This is a genomic window from Nostoc sp. 'Lobaria pulmonaria (5183) cyanobiont' (genome assembly GCF_002949795.1).
Taxonomy (GTDB): domain Bacteria; phylum Cyanobacteriota; class Cyanobacteriia; order Cyanobacteriales; family Nostocaceae; genus Nostoc.
The window spans coordinates 2,989,652-3,009,474 of the sequence record NZ_CP026692.1 but is presented as its reverse complement, the minus strand read 5'-3'; the positions used below and the strand labels follow the sequence as shown (position 1 = coordinate 3,009,474).

General features: G+C 42.5%; 16 protein-coding genes. 10 read left to right on the top strand and 6 right to left on the bottom strand.

Going from position 1 to position 19,823, the window contains the following annotated elements:
- Positions 1 to 349 precede the first annotated feature (349 nt).
- The 7 genes from NLP_RS13025 to NLP_RS12995 all read left to right on the top strand — a co-directional run bounded on the left by NLP_RS13025 (position 350) and on the right by NLP_RS12995 (position 9,468).
- Positions 350 to 1,921: a GAF domain-containing sensor histidine kinase gene (locus NLP_RS13025; protein WP_104906760.1), complete on the top strand. Its 1,572-nt coding sequence runs from the start codon at positions 350 to 352 to the stop codon at positions 1,919 to 1,921.
- A 734-nt stretch (positions 1,922 to 2,655) separates the two neighbouring features.
- Entirely contained in the window at positions 2,656 to 3,534 is an 879-nt protein-coding gene (locus NLP_RS13020; protein WP_199784816.1) for an STAS domain-containing protein, read from the top strand.
- A gap of 13 nt (positions 3,535 to 3,547) precedes the next feature.
- Complete coding sequence (locus NLP_RS13015) at positions 3,548 to 3,961, top strand: STAS domain-containing protein (RefSeq protein WP_104906759.1); 414 nt, start codon at positions 3,548 to 3,550, stop codon at positions 3,959 to 3,961.
- On the top strand, positions 3,900 to 4,346 hold the full coding sequence (locus NLP_RS13010) for an anti-sigma regulatory factor (protein ID WP_234017308.1): 447 nt from the start codon (positions 3,900 to 3,902) through the stop codon (positions 4,344 to 4,346). Before NLP_RS13015 ends, NLP_RS13010 begins: the two co-directional genes overlap by 62 nt.
- A 1-nt stretch (position 4,347) precedes the next feature.
- Positions 4,348 to 5,355, top strand: coding sequence for an ATP-binding SpoIIE family protein phosphatase (locus NLP_RS13005; protein WP_104906757.1), 1,008 nt, complete (start codon positions 4,348 to 4,350; stop codon positions 5,353 to 5,355).
- Entirely contained in the window at positions 5,352 to 7,502 is a 2,151-nt protein-coding gene (locus tag NLP_RS13000) for an ATP-binding protein (RefSeq protein WP_104906756.1), read from the top strand. The genes NLP_RS13005 and NLP_RS13000 overlap by 4 nt, the downstream gene beginning before the upstream one ends.
- A complete protein-coding gene (locus tag NLP_RS12995; protein WP_104906755.1) occupies positions 7,495 to 9,468 on the top strand; it encodes a hybrid sensor histidine kinase/response regulator in 1,974 nt (657 codons plus the stop codon). The genes NLP_RS13000 and NLP_RS12995 overlap by 8 nt, the downstream gene beginning before the upstream one ends.
- Before the next feature lie 327 nt (positions 9,469 to 9,795).
- Here the strand turns inward: NLP_RS12995 and NLP_RS12990 are convergent, their stop codons facing one another.
- The 3 genes from NLP_RS12990 to NLP_RS12980 form a co-directional block, all read right to left on the bottom strand.
- Entirely contained in the window at positions 9,796 to 10,056 is a 261-nt protein-coding gene (locus NLP_RS12990) for a hypothetical protein (protein ID WP_104906754.1), read from the bottom strand.
- Complete coding sequence (locus NLP_RS12985) at positions 10,053 to 10,556, bottom strand: hypothetical protein (protein WP_104906753.1); 504 nt, start codon at positions 10,554 to 10,556, stop codon at positions 10,053 to 10,055. Before NLP_RS12985 ends, NLP_RS12990 begins: the two co-directional genes overlap by 4 nt.
- A 176-nt stretch (positions 10,557 to 10,732) precedes the next feature.
- Positions 10,733 to 12,988 (bottom strand): hypothetical protein, encoded by a 2,256-nt coding sequence (locus NLP_RS12980; RefSeq protein WP_104906752.1) that lies wholly within the window; start codon positions 12,986 to 12,988, stop codon positions 10,733 to 10,735.
- A gap of 79 nt (positions 12,989 to 13,067) precedes the next feature.
- Here NLP_RS12980 and NLP_RS12975 point away from each other — a divergent pair, with 79 nt between their 5' ends.
- Positions 13,068 to 14,423, top strand: coding sequence for a proton extrusion protein PcxA (locus NLP_RS12975; RefSeq protein ID WP_199784815.1), 1,356 nt, complete (start codon positions 13,068 to 13,070; stop codon positions 14,421 to 14,423).
- A gap of 125 nt (positions 14,424 to 14,548) precedes the next feature.
- Positions 14,549 to 15,841 carry a murein transglycosylase A gene (gene mltA, locus NLP_RS12970; RefSeq protein ID WP_104906750.1) on the top strand — a complete coding sequence of 431 codons (1,293 nt, stop codon included), beginning with the start codon at positions 14,549 to 14,551 and terminating at the stop codon, positions 15,839 to 15,841.
- Between the two features lie 245 nt (positions 15,842 to 16,086).
- On the opposite strand, the gene NLP_RS12965 is transcribed toward mltA, so the two are convergent.
- From NLP_RS12965 to NLP_RS35520, 3 genes are all read right to left on the bottom strand, one after another.
- On the bottom strand, positions 16,087 to 16,320 hold the full coding sequence (locus NLP_RS12965; protein ID WP_094350689.1) for a DUF3134 domain-containing protein: 234 nt from the start codon (positions 16,318 to 16,320) through the stop codon (positions 16,087 to 16,089).
- A gap of 206 nt (positions 16,321 to 16,526) precedes the next feature.
- Positions 16,527 to 16,955 (bottom strand): hypothetical protein, encoded by a 429-nt coding sequence (locus NLP_RS12960; RefSeq protein ID WP_104906749.1) that lies wholly within the window; start codon positions 16,953 to 16,955, stop codon positions 16,527 to 16,529.
- A 258-nt stretch (positions 16,956 to 17,213) separates the two neighbouring features.
- On the bottom strand, positions 17,214 to 17,342 hold the full coding sequence (locus NLP_RS35520; protein WP_267894916.1) for a hypothetical protein: 129 nt from the start codon (positions 17,340 to 17,342) through the stop codon (positions 17,214 to 17,216).
- 1,067 nt (positions 17,343 to 18,409) lie between these two features.
- Here NLP_RS35520 and NLP_RS12955 point away from each other — a divergent pair.
- A complete protein-coding gene (locus NLP_RS12955) occupies positions 18,410 to 19,603 on the top strand; it encodes a choice-of-anchor tandem repeat GloVer-containing protein (protein ID WP_104906748.1) in 1,194 nt (397 codons plus the stop codon).
- Positions 19,604 to 19,823: the final 220 nt, after the last annotated feature.

The following is a 19,823-nucleotide window of genomic DNA, read 5'->3' as shown; positions in this document are numbered from 1 at the left end:
AATGGATGTGTAATGGCTACTTATAGTACATAAGTAGCCATTACATTGTGCCAGTTGCGTAAGTCCTGATTCAAATAATTTTGTTCCTTACGACACTGTTGTCTTGAAAATTTGCACGCAGGAACTTGAGATTGGTGCAATCAAGCTGTTTTCACAAAAATTAAATCCTGGCTACAACTTGGCAAAATTGAAATTGATTGCTCAAAAATTTGAAGATAGTCGTTCCGAAGAGACTTAATCATATCAGCTAAAACTTTGAATTCTTCATCAAAAATTTAAACAGGATTTAAGAGTTATTTTTAAATATTAGACTAAATTAGTTGTTAATTATTCTCAATTTTTATAAAAAATGTTGTTACAACCTCGAAGATCCTCAGAAAAAGCTAGTTCCCAATCTGTAAAACTCTTACGAAGAAAAGCACTCCTCAAAGCAGCGTCATCCCAAAAAATTATCGCTATTACCGTTGAGAAAATTCGTCAGTCTCTTGATTTAGAATATATTTTCCAGACAACCACTCAAGAAATCAGACAATTGTTTAACTCTGACCGCGTGATTTTATATCGTTTCAATCCAGATTGGAGTGGAACAATTGTGTCTGAATCCTTAGCACAAGGGTGGTTACCTCTGATTCAGCAGCAGGTGCATCAACCAGAATTAGTAGAAAATATCAGTGAATGTAGCTTGAAAAATTTATCTATTCCTCCAATTGTAGATACTTACTTACAATCTACACAGGGAGGACGCTTTTCTCAAAATGAAACCTATCGCGTTTGTGAGGATATTTACAGTGCTGGCTTTAGTAAGTGCTACCTCTCCATTCTAGAGCAATGTCAGGCAAGAGCTTATGTGATTACCGCTATTTATCAAGGTCAACAACTTTGGGGACTGCTAGCAGTTTACCAGAACGATTTGCCTCGAAAATGGCAAACAGATGAAGTATATATACTGACGCAAATTGCTTCTCAGTTAGGTATAGCATTGCAGCAGGCAGAATTACTCAAACAAACTTTTACTCAAAAGCAAGAACTTGCTGCAACTCTCAAAGACTTACAGCAGGCTCAAGCTCAGTTAATTCAAAATGAGAAAATGGTTAGTTTAGGACAACTAGTAGCTGGAATTGCCCATGAAATTAACAACCCAGTTAGCTTTATTTACGGCAACCTCAAACCGGCTGATGAATATACTCAAAATTTATTTTCACTCTTAGACCTCTACCAAAAACATTATCCTCAATCAGTCAAGGCAATTGAGGAGTTTTCAAATCAAATTGAACTAGATTTTTTAAGGTCAGACTTCCCTAAATTATTCAAGTCGATGATGATGGGAGCAGAGCGGATTCGAGAGATTGTACTATCATTGCGGACTTTCTCACGCTTAGACGAAGCTGAGATGAAAGCGATTGATATCCATGAGGGAATTGATAGTACAATGATGATTATCCAAAGCCGCCTTAAATCTACCGATCAACGCCCACAAATTGATGTGATCAAAGAATACGGCAACCTCCCCTTGGTTGAATGTTATGCTGGGCAGTTAAACCAAGTATTTCTGAATATTTTAGTGAATGCGATCGATGCTTTAGAAGATTCAGTACTTAAAGGTCGCTGGGCAACAAAACACAATATTTGGGATAATCCCCGAATTTATATTAGTACCCAATTACTAACGCCAAATCAAGTCACAATTCGCATTGCCGATAATGGACTGGGAATACCGGAAGATATTCAAAAGGAAATATTTAATCCCTTTTTTACAACTAAGCCCGTTGGACAAGGTACGGGGATGGGACTGGCTATTAGTTACCAAATTATCACACAAAGACATTATGGTTCTCTAGAATGCATTTCTCAACCAGGAATTGGTACTGAGTTTATTATTCGCATTCCCCTAATTCCGCAAAGTCAAATTTTTCACGCTTGATCTTATGTCTCTACCTTTTGAATAGAGCTTTTAAGCAAGTCATAAATATTTTCACAAGAGTAGTCAAAGAGCATGGTAGGCTGCTAAATATAAAGCTTTATGCTTGCTACAATTAAGGATTTAACCCATCACTTACAAGCACTATCATATCTGTATCTTTGGCTCTTTCCTTGTATCCATTTAATTACGAATTACTCTGTTAGTGATTATTTGGTCATTCGTCACTTGATTTGAAGTATACTATCGCCATCCCTTCAACTTCTTTACCCAGAGACAATCAGTCATGCGCTCTCGTCTAAAGTGCAGTGCGATGTACACGAAAAGCCGCAACTTCGTCTACGCACATCAAAAACAATAACCTGCTCCAGAATTCAGTTATTTAGCGATCGCTATTGATGCACTGCCAAAGCTCCTTCTCCCGAATCAGATTATTAGAACTCAGGAGTCAGAATGGGCTACGCCCCGCTGTGCTAAGGGTTTTTTGGGTAAATAGTTATTAGCAGGCAAACCAGCCATCAGATTCATCAAAAAGTTAAACACGCTTTTTAGACGATCGCATTTTTTTGTAACTTCTTTGCCGATTCTCAATCAATCTTAGCGTAGGCGAGCATTTACCGCAGCCATCGCTCTATGTCTGCCCGATTGGATCACACTTCATATCTAGCAAGCTTTTAGGCTTTTTGTAATCATTGCTTTCACCTTGGGCTGAATCGTCATACACTGATTTTGAACTAATGAAAGCGGTTGCCCTTACACAAACGATGAGCGAAAGTAAGATATCAGAGATATTAGAAACCTTCGAGGTAGACTTGCTGTCGGAGTGGACTCAGGAACTAGCCACTGTAAATATTCGGAGAGGCTTGATTAAAGAAGCCCAGCTAAAGGAGGAGTGCCAGGAATTCTTAAGTTTGTTTCGGATTGCCGTTGGGCGAGGCAACTTTATTAATATTCAGGCAGCAGAGTGGCAGGAGATGCGGGAGATGCTCAACAGTATTTCTCGATCGCGATCGCAAAATGGCTTCACACCCTCAGAAACGGCTACATTCGTCTTTTCGTTCAAGCAACCCCTCTTCAAACGAATGCGTCGGCAATTGAAAGACTCTATTGAGTTGGGTGAAAATATCTGGCTAGCCACAAACTTACTGGATAAGCTGGGATTGCTGACAATTGAAGTCTATCAAAAGACGCGGGAAGAGGTGATTTTGCGGCAGCAGGAAGAGTTGATGGAGCTGTCTACCCCAGTGGTTAAACTTTGGGAGGGAATTTTGGCATTGCCGATTATCGGCACTCTGGATAGTGCCCGCACTCAAATGATGATGGAGTCGTTATTGCAGAAAATTGTTGAAACCGGTTCCGAAGTTGCGATCATTGACATTACTGGGGTTCCCACCGTCGATACCTTGACTGCTCAACATCTGCTCAAGACCGTTACCGCCGCCCGTCTGATGGGAGCCGATTGTATGATCAGTGGCATTCGTCCTCAAATTGCCCAAACAATCGTTTATCTCGGCATTGATTTGGCTAATGTCACAACAAAGGCAACGTTAGCCGATGCCTTTCTCACGGCACTAAAACGGTTGGGAGCGACCATTAGCCGTTCTCAATCCAAATAGGTGGAAGGAAGCAATGGAACGCATTCCGATACTCAAAATGGGCAATTTCCTGCTTGTGACAATCCAAGTAGATATGCACGATCGCCTCGCCATGACGCTACAGGACGACCTGACCAACCGCATCACTCAAACTCAGGCTCACGGTGTCCTGATTGATATTTCTGGATTAGAGATTGTTGATTCCTTCATTGGTAGGATTTTAGGCAACATTGCCAGAATCTCACGGGTACTGGATGCTGAGACGGTTGTCGTCGGGATGCAGCCTGCGGTGGCAATCACCCTAGTGGAATTGGGGATGTCGCTGACGGGCATTCGCACTGCCCTAAACGTAGAAAAAGGCATGGCATTGTTGCGATCGTCACTTAATGAAACCACAAATCAAATCACTGCCACTAAACGGCGTGCAGATGACGATGGAGAAGACTGAAACCATCAACATTCAATCTTCTACAGATGTAGTTTTAGTTCGGCAAGCCGTGCGCCAGCTTGCCGTGGAGATTGGCTTTGGCTTAGTAGACCAAACAAAAATTGTCACCGCCGCCAGTGAGTTAGCCCGCAATACCCTAGACTATGGGGGGGGCGGCACAGTCAAGCTAGAAACGCTTCAGGAAGGGCGACGACGAGGACTCCGGCTGACCTTTGAAGATCGGGGCCCAGGAATTCCCGATATCGAGTTGGCCCTAAAGGATGGGTTCACCACGGGCAGCGGCTTAGGTATGGGGTTGGGCGGTGCCAAACGACTTGCTAACGAGTTTGAGATTCAGTCTGCGGTGGGAGAAGGGACACGGATAATAATTGTACGATGGAAATAAAATGAGAGAGTCTGTCGCCATTACAATTACTGAATTTAGCCAGACCGGGGAAGCCCGACGGGCAGCGATGGCTTTGGCAACTCGGCTCGGCTTTCAGGAAACTGAACGGGGCAAGGTTGGCATTGTGGTGACAGAAATTGCTAATAATTTGGTACAGCATGGCCACGGCGGAGTAGTGCTGCTGCGATCGCTCAAGCAACATTCCAGAATTGGCATTGAAATCTTATCGTTAGATAAAGGACGAGGAATGGTCGATGTGGATGAGTGTTTGCAAGATGGCTTTTCCACAGCCGGAACTTTAGGCAATGGAATGGGTGCAATTCGTCGTCTTTCTGGTTTATTTGAAATTTACTCTGTTCCCAACCAAGGAACAGCACTCCTGGCTCACCTCTGGCCAGACCCAGCCCCCCATCTGCCTGAGAAGATTTTAGAAATTGGAGCGATCTGTTTGCCCATACGAGGAGAAGAGGTTTCAGGAGATGCCTGGGTATCCGAAGTCGATTGTTGCCGTAGCCTGTTGCTAGTAGCCGATGGTTTAGGGCATGGGCCTGCGGCTGCCAGTGCTGCTGACGCAGCCGTAAGAATCTTTCAAGAGCATCTTCAGCGTTCTCCTGGTGCGATCGTGGAAGCTGCCCACGCCGCCTTGCGAAGTACGCGAGGAGCGGCACTGGCTATTGCCGAAATCGACTTTGAACAACAGTCTGTCCGCTTTGCCGGAATTGGCAATATTGCTGCCAGCATTTTCTCCTTTACTGAACATCACAATCTGGTGTCTCACAATGGTACGGTTGGACATGAAATCCGCAAAATTCAAGAGTTTAGCTATTCTTGGTATGCCAACGGACTTTTAATTATGCATTCTGACGGATTAGGCGCTAAGTGGCAGATTGATCACTATCCAGGCTTGATGCAAAAACATCCCAGTCTGATTGCAGGTGTGCTATACCGAGACTTTAACCGAGAGCGGGACGATGTAACGGTGTTAGTCGCTAAAGGAATGGGCAGATGACAATCGTTTTCACGATCGCCATCCAGTATGAAGAGGATGTTGTGCAAGCTCGGCAACGAACTCGTGAGATCGCCGAGCAGTTGGGCTTTGATGCTCAAGATCGGGCGCGATTGGCAACGGCAGTTTCCGAAATTGCCCGTAACGCGTTTCAGTATGCCAAAGGCGGAACAGTTGAATTTTCCGTGGCCGGAGAGCCGCAAACGTTTCTGATTCGGATTCAGGATCGGGGTGGCGGTATTCCTCATTTAGCAGACGTTTTGGCAGGACGCTACACCTCTGAAACAGGAATGGGGCTAGGCATCGTCGGTACGCGCAGGTTGATGGATTTCTTTGAGATTGAATCGCTGCCAGAGCAGGGAACAACGGTAACAATTGGCAAAAGGTTGTTGAAGCGCACGCCTACTTTCACTGATTCGCAATTGCAGCAGATTCGAGAAACCGTAATTCGGCGATCGCCCGAAAACCCCTATGAAGAAATCCAGCGGCAAAACCAGGAATTACTCCGGGCAATGGCAGAGCTACGCAAGCGCGAAGAAGAACTGAGCCAGCTCAATCAGGAGTTGGAAGATACCAATCGCGGTGTAGTTGCCCTCTATGCAGAACTGGATGAGAAGGCAAGCTCCCTGCAACAGGTAAACGAGCTAAAAACCCGCTTTCTCTCGAACATGAGCCATGAGTTTCGCACGCCGCTCAACTCAATTCTCTCCCTCTCTCGGATGCTGCTGGCCCGGATGGATGGTGATTTGACTGTCGAGCAAGAAAAGCAGGTAACATTTATCCAAAAGGCGGCAAGCGGATTATCAGAATTGGTCAACGACTTGCTGGATTTGGCAAAGGTGGAAGCTGGAAAAATTGAAGTGCATCCCAGTTCTTTTGAAGTGAGTGACTTGTTTGGCACGCTGCGGGGGATGCTGCGCCCATTATTGGTTCAAGGCTCCTCTGTAGCGCTGATTGTCGAGGAACCTGAAGGCATTCCGCCGCTCTATAGCGATGAGGGCAAAGTCGCTCAAATTCTGAGAAACTTTGTCTCGAATGCGCTCAAATTTACCGAGCAGGGAGAGGTGCGCGTCAGCGCTGTACAAACGGGTCATACCGTCACCTTCTCTGTATCTGATACCGGCATCGGCATTGCTCCCGCCGATCAAGAGCGGATTTTTGAGGATTTTATGCAAATTGAGTCCCCTTTGCAAAAGCAGGTGAAGGGAACCGGGTTAGGATTGCCGTTATCGCGCAAGCTAGCGGAGCTAATTGGCGGTAGCATTTCGGTGAAAAGTCAGCTGGGTGAAGGCTCTAGCTTTACAGCCTTGATTCCGATCGTCTACCCAAATGCCAGCGAATTTCCCACTGTAGTGCAACCAATCGTATCAGTTGAGCCAACTCGCCTGCCAATTCTGGTGGTTGAAGATCATCCAGACACCCTATTTATTTACGAAAAGCACCTTCAGCAATCAATCTATCAATTGATTGCCACCCGTACCTTAGCTGAGGCAAGGCTTGCTTTACAACAATTTCGACCGGCGGCGATTATCCTAGATATTCTGCTGGAGGGGCAAAACGGTTGGACGTTCTTGCGAGAAATCAAAGGGGATGAAACAACCCGTACTATCCCTGTACTCGTTATTACCATCATTGATAACGAGAAGCAAGCACTAGCGTTAGGAGCAGACGGTTTTCTAATTAAGCCGGTAGACAGATTGCCGCTGTTGAACAAACTTAATACGCTAATTACTGAGAACAAGCCACAAAAAATCTTGTTAATTGACGATGACCCCGCCTATCGGTATCTGGTGAAACAGTTGTTAATAAATACACCATTGAGTATTTTAGAAGCCGCGAATGGACAGGAAGGATTAAATTTGGCACAAAGCGAGCAGCCAAACGCGATCGTACTGGACTTGGAGATGCCAGAACTCGGTGGGTTTGATGTACTCAAGGAGCTTAAAAACAATTCCGTCACTCAGTCGATTCCTGCAATCATCTACTCATCTGCCCAACTTGATGCAGAAGCGCAGAGCTGGTTAGCGAAACAAAGCATTGCGATTGTTTCCAAAGAAACAGGCTCTCAAACGACGGCGATCGCCCAACTTCAAGATGCGCTCGTCAAAGCCGGACTTGTTCTAGAGGTTTCAGGGGAAAGTCATGTCTGAGCCACGGGTTACGATCCTGCATATTGACGATAACGAAGCCAATCGTTACGTTGTTAACCGGATTTTGCAAAATGCAGGCTTTAGTGTCGTGGAAGCGGCAACCGGAGCGACAGGATTAGAAGCCATTACTAACTTTCAGCCTGACTTAGTAATTTTAGATGTCCAACTACCAGATGTTAGCGGCTTTGAAGTCTGTCGCCAAATTAAGGCAAACTCGGAAACGGCTTTTATCCCTGTGCTACATCTTTCTGCAAGTTTTGTCCAAAGCCAGGATAAAGCGGAAGGCTTAGATAGTGGTGCTGATGCTTATTTGGTGCAACCTGTTGAACCGATTGAATTGCTTGCCACTTTGCGATCGCTCCTACGAATTCGCCGAGCGGAGGAAGCTGCTTTGTCCTCAGCGCGGGAGTGGCAAACCACCTTTGACTCCATCAACGACGGCGTATCTCTGGTAGACAGAGAAGGTATAATTCTGCGCTGTAATCGAGCGATGATGCAGCTTTTTGGCAAGCCTTCTCAGGAAATTTTAGGTTATGCCCACCATGAGTTGATGGACGCAGAATTGGGAATCGGTGACGGCGCTTGTTTTCGCCGTGCGAAAGAAACTCACCAACGCCAAATTCTCGAATTTCAATCCCGAGAACGGTGGTTTGCCAAAACTATCGACCCGGTACTTGATGAGCATGGGACTCTCACAGGTGCCGTTTTCACCCTGTCCAATATTACCGAACGTAAGCGAGCATCAGCCTTGCTGCAAGAGCAAAACGATCGCCTCAATCAACTGATGATTTCTTTGCAGCAACAGACTGAACAAGCGCAGCAAGCCAACCGCATCAAAGATGAATTTTTGGCAGTACTGTCTCATGAATTGCGATCGCCCCTGAATCCGATTCTAGGTTGGGCAAGAATTCTGCAAAAGGGTCATCAGGATGCAGCTAAAACTCAGTACGCCCTGGAAACGATCGAGCGCAACGCAAAACTGCAAGCACAACTAATCGAAGATTTGCTCGATGTGTCGCGTATTCTCCAAGGGAAGTTGAGTTTAAACACAGTTCCAGTCGGTCTAACTTTTACCATCAAAGCTGCCCTTGAAACCGTGCGGCTTGCTGCTGAAGCTAAATCTATTCAGATTCAAACAATATTTGAACCGAACGTTGGGCAAGTGTTAGGTGATTCTGGTCGCCTGCAACAAGTTATTTGGAATCTACTTTCTAACGCAATTAAATTTACCTCACAGGGTGGTCGAGTAGAGGTGCGGTTAGAAAGTATAAAGGATGAAGTAGATACTCATCCTGCGGAATACACTCAAATCACTATCAGCGACACTGGTAGGGGGATCTCTGGTGACTTTTTACCCTACGTCTTTGACTACTTTCGCCAAGCCGATGGGACAACGACGCGAAAATTTGGCGGGTTGGGGTTAGGATTAGCGATCGTGCGTAATTTGGTTGAATTGCACGGCGGAACTGTTCAGGCAGCCAGTCCTGGAGAAGGTCAAGGAGCAGTGTTTACAGTTAAACTTCCACTGATCGCTGCTTCCAAATTGAATCAAGATAATACTGGCGATCGCGATCGCTCAGATTTCAATCTGAATGGATTGCAAGCGCTGCTTGTAGACGATGACAAAGATTCGCGGGAGTTCATTGCTTTCGTGCTAGAACAGTACGGGGCACAAGTGACTGAAGCAGACTCAGCAGATGATGCTTTGAGCAATTTGGGGCAAGCAAAATTTGATTTGTTAATTAGTGATATTGGTATGCCCGATATGGATGGCTACACACTAATTCGTCAAATTAGAAAACAGTCACCCGATCGGGGCGGAGAAATTCCAGCGATCGCCCTGACTGCTTATGCGGCAGAAACCGATCGACAACAAGCACTAGCCGCCGGATTTCAACAGCATATTTCTAAACCAATTGAGCTAGAAGTATTAATACAGGCTATTTTGACTATAGTAAAGGTCTAGCAACCTGACTTTTGTCTTATCTGTTGAAGCTAAACTCAACCTAATTGCTGTTTGGTTGATTTCACCCCCAAATATTCTAGGAAGTTTTGTTAATAGAAACAGATATTTTTGTTTGTTAAATTGAGAATTAAAAGTAATTAATAAGTAGTAGTGGAGGCTGTAACAACAGATTTTGGGTAGATAAATCGCTAAATCCTTTATCTAATTTCTGAAATCATCTTTAGCCTTTTTTCTGCGATCGCTGCGTTTAACAAACCTATTTAAGTAAACGCTCATTCCTAATAGGTTAACTTACTTCTGCTATAATTCAACATCTAAAAGTGAATACTACTTTAAATTATCCCGTGCAGCAGCACGAACAATGCTGTTGGGGTCTTGTGTTAGTTGTTGGCAAATATCGCGATCAGTATTAGGGTTTTGAGCGATCGCATATCTTTCTGGCCAAAACCAAGATTTATAGTATCTTGCCAGAAATGAACTCGGTATATGAGGATTCATGAGAACCAAAAAGCGAGAAAATGATGGTCTATCGGGAAATTTTAGACACCGATCCAAGAAAGGAATCGCCGCTTCTGGTTTTTGAGTCAAGCTCCTATATCGTTCCGAAGACGCTTAATATTAATCTCATATTGACGTTCTAGAGAGAAGTATTGAAAATTATCCTTATTCCGAATACGCTTAATATTAGTCTCACAAATGCCAGCAGCAAATTCTAGAAAAGAGGTTGTTGCATTAAATGCACAAACAAGCTTAAAGAGTAATTTATTCTCAAAAGTGTGAGAAAAGTTTAGATTTTCCAAAATTGACAAATCATAAGCCGGATTGCTAAATAATTCTTCAGGAAATAGATGCGCTAGTCCGATTAACCATTGTGTTGGTGTATTGGGATTACTTGCGATCGCTCTTTGCATTTCCACATCTTTGTTGTTTCTGGCTTGTATGGCAAGTTCTCCTAATAAACTACTATCGGCGATAGGATTGGCAGCAACTAATCTCGTTAACTCATCATTAATTGCAGCTAATTCTCGTAATCTTTGTGGTGAAGTATTATGACTTTTTGCTTCTTGCTTAAGCGAATCGAGTAACATTAACTTAACAATCCTCTTTTACTATTTCAGCAATATCATTTTTAATTTACTCGGATATTTCAGTAAGTGCTAGGTTGATTTAGTAAAAGATTCAAAGCCTCTCTCCTTTTAGGAGAGAGGTTTGGAGAGAGGTCAAAATTGTACTTCACGCTTGTCGAGAACCGCTACAAAAACACTCAATTAACAGTAGCCTCAGAAATAACCGTTACACAAGCATTTACTAAGGGTAACAGCGGCCCTAATTGCTCTTGTCCATTTACGGCTAAATCGCTGTGACACAAATAAACTCTCTGGGATACACGAGATAGCAAATCTGTCAAAATCCTTTGCAGTCGTTGTTCTTCTGCCAATTTTTCATCTTCTGCTGTCCAAGGTTCGCCTAATCTATCTCGCAGGAAAAACGGCGCACCAAACAAAGTCGCTGCACCACCTTTCGCCCATAGGGGTGAACCAGCATCCAACCAAAAATGCCACTGGTGCGATCGCCTACTAGATCGATATTGAAATATGGTTGCTAGTGTGATAGCCTTTCTCGCTCCACCAATGGGACGCACAGGGTAAGCGTTGGCGGTAATCGTACCACGTCGCAGTAGTTGAATGAATTCAATAATAGTTGTCTGAGGCGTTGTCTCCACTGGAGCAATTTGTCGTAACCTGGTGTCAATTTCCCAGTAATGTTGGGCAGTTTCTAATAATTCCCGCAATGCTGCTAGTTGTTCGTAAGGAAGATTACTACCATTCCACAAAAAACGTTGAATTGCTCTGTCTAACAGAGAAATGGGACTGGGAATTAACCGCAATTCTTGTTGCGATCGCTGCTGTTCTAACCACTGTAATATCTCATTATATGCTGTAGTCGCTGCATAGCCGATTCGATCCCAGCGCTCAAAGGCTGACACTGGTAGTAAGTTGGGGCGATCGGGATGGGGTACAAAGCAGTAATCTGCAATCAAACCAGCACGTACCGGGTCAATATGAGTGCTGAGTGCTGTTAGCGGATAGCTAAGGTTTAGCCCGTTGTGAGTGCTGTTAGCGTTAGCGGGGCGTTTAGCCCGTGAGGAGTTAGGAGTTAGGAGTGAGGAGTTTTCTGGTGGTTGTTGTTTCCTGCTCAATACAACCAGCATTTCTGCCACGGCATCCCGATCTACGAGTCGTCCCAAGCCGGGATAAACTAGCGCCAGCATGGTGAGTAAGGCGCGAATCACGGGCGAACTAATTAGGGGACGTTGATCGTTGAGCGATTCTACTTGGATGTTTTGCTTGACGAGGATTTCTACTAAAGTATAACGAGCGATCGCATCTAAACCTGGTGCAATAATCGCCACTTCTTCTGGTTGCACTTGCTGTAATTGGATGGCATTAGCAATTACCTCTGCTGTTTGCCGCAATAATTGGGCGCGGGAGGTAGTTTGAATTGAATGCACTGTTTTTGGTAAACTCAACAGTACCATCGGTTCTGTGACTAATTCCACCATCTGTTTAGTCAGTTGTTCGCTCAGAGACTCTGGAGGCGGCCCATTCAAGATTTCTACCCGACAACGCTCTGCTAATCCTTCTAGGTAGTTGGGATCTGCTCCCAATCCCAATCGCACCGCACCATCAGGATTGTAGCTAAACGCGCCAACTGCACCTCGATCTAATAGCAACTCAAACAAAAGACGCGCTACGCTAGGATAGTCATCGACATCATCCGCCAGTACCGCCTGATAGCGTTTAGTTAGATGCTGCTGGTAATGGCGATCGCTTAACAAATGCTGACTATAAAGTTCCGTAATAATCCCATAAGTTAGTAACCCCCTATCTAAACACCAATTACGCCAATCTAGTAGCAAAGATGCCAAAAATTCCGGCTCTAAAGTTGTGGTATTTTCCCCAAAACCCTTGGCCAAAATCTGGGCAATATCTTCGCAAGGTATACCACTGTAAGCTGCTAATTGTAATAAGTCCAAGATGCGACGCACCAAACGAGATTCATTCACTCCCGCAAGACGTAAAATTTCTTCGTCTAATTGGGGACGCCAAAGTTTGGTTGCTAACTCTTGCTCTGTTTCTGGTCGCAATCTTACCGGAAACTGGGCTTTCAAGTTCAACGAGTTAATGAGCAACGGCCAAAATAAAATAACTTCATCCTGAAAAAAACCTAGTGGCGTCTTGGCACGAACCGGATATTTACCCAAAGTAGATGTAACAATTATATCCCCTAATTCTCGACGATTATCATCATTGGCAGCTAAGACTAAAACTCCCGGCTCTGTTTGTTTAAGATATAAAAATTCAGATACATCACCAGTTTTTTTACGTCCTGATTTTTTCGTATAAAATGATTCAGTGTATTGTGTTTCTGATGTTACCCAATTACAAAATTGCTCTACCAAGCGAGCCGTCTTACCACTACGGCTACTGCCAACAATCCAAACCGAATGAGAAACCACAACCTTTCTCCTTGTAGATTTGTTAGTATACCTCGTGCGTTAACTTAAGGTTAATAAGTCATTAAATAATGCTGAATGATTGTCTGCAATGAAAAACTCTGTTTTTAGCCAAAAAATCTATTCTTTCTTACTTGCTGCTTATCGATGGTACTTACAGACTCCTGAACGTTCTTTAAATCAAGCTTACGATGCAGTATTAAAGATTCAGGAAATAGAAGATAAGCATTTCAATGGTAACAAAATAGACATTGACTCAGCCATGTACAGTAACAGTGTGATGGATTATTTTGAGTCAGACCTCAACAAGCTATTAAAAATTGCCAGGATGCGGCTGACGGAGTTTAGAGGAAGCCGTTGGTTTCTAAATGAAGAGAATCAAAAAGCTGCTCAAAAAGCAGGTATAGAGTATTTAAGTCCTTCTTTAGTTTTGGAAAAGCTAAACTATATCGACCAAGTTTTATCTAAATACACAACAAGTTCCGAGCGAGTAACTTCTAACGCTTTAGTAGTCAAACCTCCAAGTCTGCCAGTTAACTCTGTAATATCTGACGACAAATCGCTGCTCGTTAATACTCCAACATTACCACCCAAAATATCAAATCAAGACTTAAATCATAAACCAAAAGCTAAGAGTAAAACCGATACAACGGGTGTTTTACCTCGCTCTATTTTAAGTACTATTACTCGTCTGCAAGTTGAATTAGACCCTAATTCGGAACAAGAAGTAATTCAGAATTTTCGTCAAACTCAAAAAAGAACAATAATATCTCTCAGGTTTCTTTTACTATTAATTATCGTACCACTTTTAACGCATCAGATAGCAAAAACTTTTGTAGTCGGCCCAATTATTGAGAAATTTAGAAATACTGAGGAAATGCAGATATTTCTCAATTCTGAAATGGAAGAGGAAGCCTTTGAAAAATTACAAACATTTGAAGAAAAGCTCAAGTTTGAAAATCTCATTGTCAAAGCTCCTCCACTGTTACCTGAGCAGATAGAGACTGAAATGAAAAATAAGGCGAAAGAGCTTGCTGAAGAATTTCGTCACGAAAGCTCTGGTGCGATCAAAAATGTTTTTGCAGATATGTTCTCGGTGGTTGCTTTTATCTGGCTTTTGTTAGTCAGTAAGTCTTCTATTGCTGTGCTCAAAGATTTCTTTGATAATATTGTCTATGGACTTAGTGATAGTGCCAAGGCATTTATCATTATTTTGTTTACTGACATCTTTGTAGGATTCCACTCTCCTCATGGCTGGGAAGTACTTCTAGAAGGAGTATCACGCCATTGGGGATTACCGGCAGATAGAAATTTTATCTTCTTATTTATCGCTACATTTCCGGTGATTTTGGATACCATATTTAAGTATTGGATCTTCCGATATTTGAACCGGATATCGCCTTCTGCTGTTGCGACTTACCGTAATATGAATGAATAAGCAATAGGGCATTGGGCATTGGGCATTGGGTAAAACTTTTGGTGTTGTGAAACAATTAAATAATTTTTGGTTTTTGATTTTAGAATTTGAGCGAGGTGGGAGAATCTTAAAAATTTTGAATTTTAATGAAAAAGACACTTACTGGGTTAGGAAAGTTTAACAAAATTATCGCCATCAGTTTACCTGTGATTTTATCAATTTTCCTGGTGCGGATGCAATCTTTGACGCATCAGGAACTCATTTCGCCAGAATGTAAGATAAAAAAGTGGGATCTACCAGTGTCCTTGACTGCTGAAAATCAAGATGCATTTCCACAAAAACAAAAATTACCATTAATCCCAAGACTACCAATTACTTGTTGTCAAAATGATACCTCTTGTTTGGATGAAGTAATTTATGGAAAAATACCAGACAAAAAGGCACTGATCGGTGCGATCGCTCGCAGTCTTCAATATCTGCAAACAGCTAATGCTGCGGCTGCTTATCAAAACTATCCGGTGGCTGGGATTACGCGCGATCGCGTCATCAAAAGCTTGAAAAGATTCCGCGAACTCCTATTAAAAACTAATTCTGCAACAGAATTACATCAAGCCATCCTGCGAGAATTTGTTCTTTACCAGTCAGTCGGTAAAGATAAGAAAGGTTCCGTTTTATTCACCGCCTATTATGAGCCACTTTACGCAGCTAGTCGCGTCCTCACAACCGAATATCGCTATCCTGTTTATCGCTTACCTCCTGATTTCAACTCTTGGACTAAACCTCATCCGACACGCGAGGAGTTAGAAGGAGTAGATGGTTTACAAAGTGCAAAAGGGAAATTGCGAGGATTAGAGTTGTTTTGGTTTCGCCTTCGCCTCGAACCATATCTAGCTCAAATTGAAGGTTCGGCGAGACTTCAACTTCCCGATGGGACTCAAACAGCAATTGGCTATGCGGGTAATACCGCTTATAACTACAAAAGTATTGGGCGAGAATTAGTGAATGATGGCAAATTACCGCTACAAGGTGTAACTATGCCAATTATTCTTAACTATTTCCAAAAGCATCCCCAAGAATTAAATATTTATATTCCGCGCGATCCCAGCTTTGTTTTTTTTCAAGAAAATCACGGTGAGCCAGCGCAAGGTTTTATCAACGTACCATTAACAGCAGAGCGTTCTATTGCTACAGATAAATCTCTCATGCCTCCTGGTGCTTTAGCGTTGATTCGCGCTTCCATTCCCTTTGTTAATCCTACCGGAAAAATGGAGGAGCGCATCGTTAGTCGCTATGTTCTTGACCAAGATACCGGAGGTGCAATTAAAGGTGCAGGTAGAGTAGATTATTTTTTAGGTACTGGGAAAATAGCAGGCGATCGCGCTGGTGTTACAGTCAGTAATGGACAATTATTTTATCTCTTACTTAAGTCCAAGAATTAAACACACTCGCATTTTAATACTAAAATTCCCGACTTTTTAGATCAGTCAGGAATTTTAGCCTTTCGGCGTCAATGAAACACCCATTCCAAATCAATGGAACGCTTGCGATATAGTAATTACGAATTACGAATTACGCTACTAGTACAACACGGCGGAAATAAACATACCATTTCAAATGGCGTAAAAGCCCGGAATACACTTCTTTTGACTTTTGACTTTTGACTTTTGACTTCCGCCTTGCGGTACTAGGCTTCCAAATCCATTTCAGCATCATCATCGTCATGATCGTAAGGGATATCGTCAAGGTCGATCATTTCGGAAATTTCTTCTACTTCAGTTAGATACTCAGATTCTTGATGTTCGCGCTCGATTAGACGACCAGTAGACTTCAGCCATTCCAAGAGAATAAACTCATTACTTGTACGAATTACAGGCGCTCGCTGGTTACGAGGTTCTTCACGCAAAGGACTTATAGGCATAAAAAAAACTCACTTTGAATTATAGGTTGGCGTACAAAAACATCAAAATTGTACATTAAGGTTAAAAGTCTTGTATGACAAGCTTTTTATCAACAGATGAAATATGACCCATTGAAGTTTTCGTCTCAAGTCCATCTAGCTATTTACCATTAAAATGTCCCCGCGTCAGTTTTAATAATAAATATTCCAGCCGATGCAATATATTATTACAAAGCATTTGGTAGCTTGACGAGAGTTTCATACATATCAGAGGGTAATGCAGATAGTCTATTCGCTACAGCGACTGCATCAGCTAAGTTACTAAATTGACACCGGACTATTTCTTGTCCATTTCCTGAAGGGAATCGTTTCCTAGCTTTACTAGATACGGCACAAATAATCGCTAAAGCTTTGGCTAACCCGTCTTTTGTCAATATTGTTTCTTGAACGAACCCTTCAACAGGGATAAGGCAAACCTCAAACCGATAGCCAGGTCTGGTAGAAACAGCTATATCGATATATGGTTTATCTTCTTTTCTGATTCGGCGTAAATATTTGGCTGTCGAATTAGGATCGTGCAAATCAGTCCCAAGGGCGTAAGTAAAAAAGCAATCTTCTGTAAGGGACTCAGGACGAGTAATTATATCCGTGGGCATAAGTTCCAGTAGTATCCGTAGGTTGTCTGCGTGTGTGACACACTAGACTTGTCCGTTCTTCTTAGCACCTTTTTTTGACAGTTGGATGTATCAGCATCACGCGAGGTATTGCAATACATTTCGGCTAACTAAAATTTCAATTTTTGGAATACTGATAACATCAAACACCTTCAGAATCAAAGGGTGTAGAGATTTAGATTCGGAGAGGCGTCTATATAGTCAGTCACATGACCGAAAATATTTCTCAACAGATAAAAATTATAACATAGTTGATGCCAAACTTTGCGATCGCTTCACCTGACAGCATCGGTGGATGCCTAAAAGCGATCGCAAACTATCTGAATATTTATTTATACCCATCAACTTATAGACTTCAAGGGTACTCAATTTACTATCTATAGTTGAATAAGATAAACTTCTAAAAGCTTGACTATTACTGCTAATAATGCCTTAAAGTTGCTAAATAAGGACATTTTCAGGAGTTATTGATATAAAATTATCGCCTCAATAAATCCCCAAGATTATAAATATAATCCTGGGGTATAACTTTCATATCTTTGTCAAGACATTTAAAAACCTAAAGGATACAAGGGAGGATAAGACTAAAAACAGTATTCACCCAATTATGGTTTGACGTAAGTATTCACAACATTTCGAGATAGAGTTTTAATGGCAGCGGGAAGAGGAGCATATCCACTGTTTTAAAACTACTTTTAAAACACTTTTATTCTTTTTTTAAAGAAAATAAAAACCTTTCATTTTTCATTTAAGTATGTAGTTTTTCTTATTAATATTTTTTAGAGGCTTTAATCAGTATTTAATAGAGTTTACTAATTGCTTGACAAAAAACACACTATCTGGGTTGCTCGGAATCGAGTTTTGTGACTATATTCTGTCAAAATCGTGGATTTTTCACTGTTTTTGTGTTTTTCACGACATCAAAAATATAAATAATGTTTTATGCTACCGAACGAAATCATTAATCGTGCCATTCACGTTATTGACTCAGTGCTAGTACGGTTTTTGTGGTGTTGGTAAAACAGGCTTTCTGAGTCCTTTTCAAATAGGGCTATACCAACATTTAAGGCATTTTCTCACTAGTGTCTAGGCTGACAAATTCTACTAACTTTAGATAAAACTGCGCTCAACACGTAGATTGAGTCGTAGCAATATCTTGTAGATGACGGAGTAAAACCCAACACATACAAGATGTTGGGGTCTTGGGTTTCCTCCTTCAAACGCCACTTGTTTCTTCCTTTTATCCAAAGGGAGAGGCTAGGCGTAGCTTGCTTAAACGCAGAAAAGCTGGAAAACCCTTCTACAGACGTGGCTTCCTAACCTACATTTGTAGCGATCGTTTTTCAAATTGGTATTTAGTCATGAGTAGCAGCCATCACAAAATCCGTTAGAACTAGCTACAATTCCGTCTCCACTAACTTTTTTTGAGGTATTCAATGAACAAGATTAATCTGTACAAACAACGCCAGAGCAAAAATAAGGTATTGATTTTAACTTCTCTGACGACTGTTTTAGCTTCTTCACTACTACTACCCTTCCAACAAGCCTTTGCTGCAACATTGACTACTGTTGTAAATTTCAACGGCACCAACGGAGCTACACCAAGAGCTGGTGTACTTAAAGGCAACGGTACTGATGGCAATCTTTATGGAACTACTTCTGCTGGTGGCACTTCTGGCAAAGGAACTGCATTCAAGTTAACTCCTACTGCTTTCACTACTCTGACCACACTAATAAACTTCACCGGAACCTCTGGAATCAATAAAGGGACTAATCCAGTTGCTAGATTATTCCAAGCAGCCGATGGCAATTTATATGGGGCAACCTTTACAGGTGGTACAAGTGACCTCGGCAGTGTGTTTAAGTTGGCAAAAACAGCTTTTACAACCCTGACAACTCTTACAAATTTCACAGGCACTAATGGGGCTAACCCAGCAGGCCGACTGATTACAGGTACTGATGGCAATTTGTGGGGGACAAGCTCTACAGGTGGGGCCAATAAGAAAGGAACTATATTCAAGGTTTCGCCCACCACCGGGGCACTCACCACCATTAGAAGCTTCAGTGGTACTGATGGAGCAACTCCATTAGCAAGATTGCAACTGGCTACCGATGGAAACTACTATGGCAGTGCTTCTGCCGGTGGAACAAGTGCTAAAGGAGTTGTGTTCAAGTTAACTCCCGCAGGAATACTGACTTCATATAGCTTTAGTGGCGCCAATGGGGCAAATCCGCAATCTGGATTAATTGAATCTAGTGGATTCCTCTACGGCACCGCTAAACTGGGTGGAGCCAGCAATAAAGGAGCTATATTCAAGGTTCCAGTTGGTGGCGGTACACCCGTTTTAGTTGCTAGTTTTAATGGCACCAATGGGGCCAACCCAACGGCTGCACTCATAAAAGCAAGCAATGGTAACTTCTATGGCACAGCATCTGCTGGTGGGGCAAATAACAAAGGAGTTATTTATCAGCTGACTGGGGCAACCATCACCGGCTTAATTAGTTTTAATGGTACTAATGGAGCAACGCCAGAGTCCACGCTAATTCAGCTCTCAAATGGTGCCTTTTACGGTACTGCCTCGAATGGCGGTAGTTCTAATCTAGGAACTGTGTTTAAGTTTGTAATCTAGTTCCAAATCTAATCGGCATGTAGAAAATGGTAAAACGTACATTTGAACGTCTACCATTTTTCTACAATCGATCTAAACTTTTCAAGACAGGTATTTGAATTTCGGTGACTCAATACTGTTTCATCTCATGTTCGCTCCGAAGAACCCTAAAGAGCCAAAATACCCTTGATCTGCACTCAGAGCAAGCCTACGGTGTACATACAAGTCTGAAATATTTATA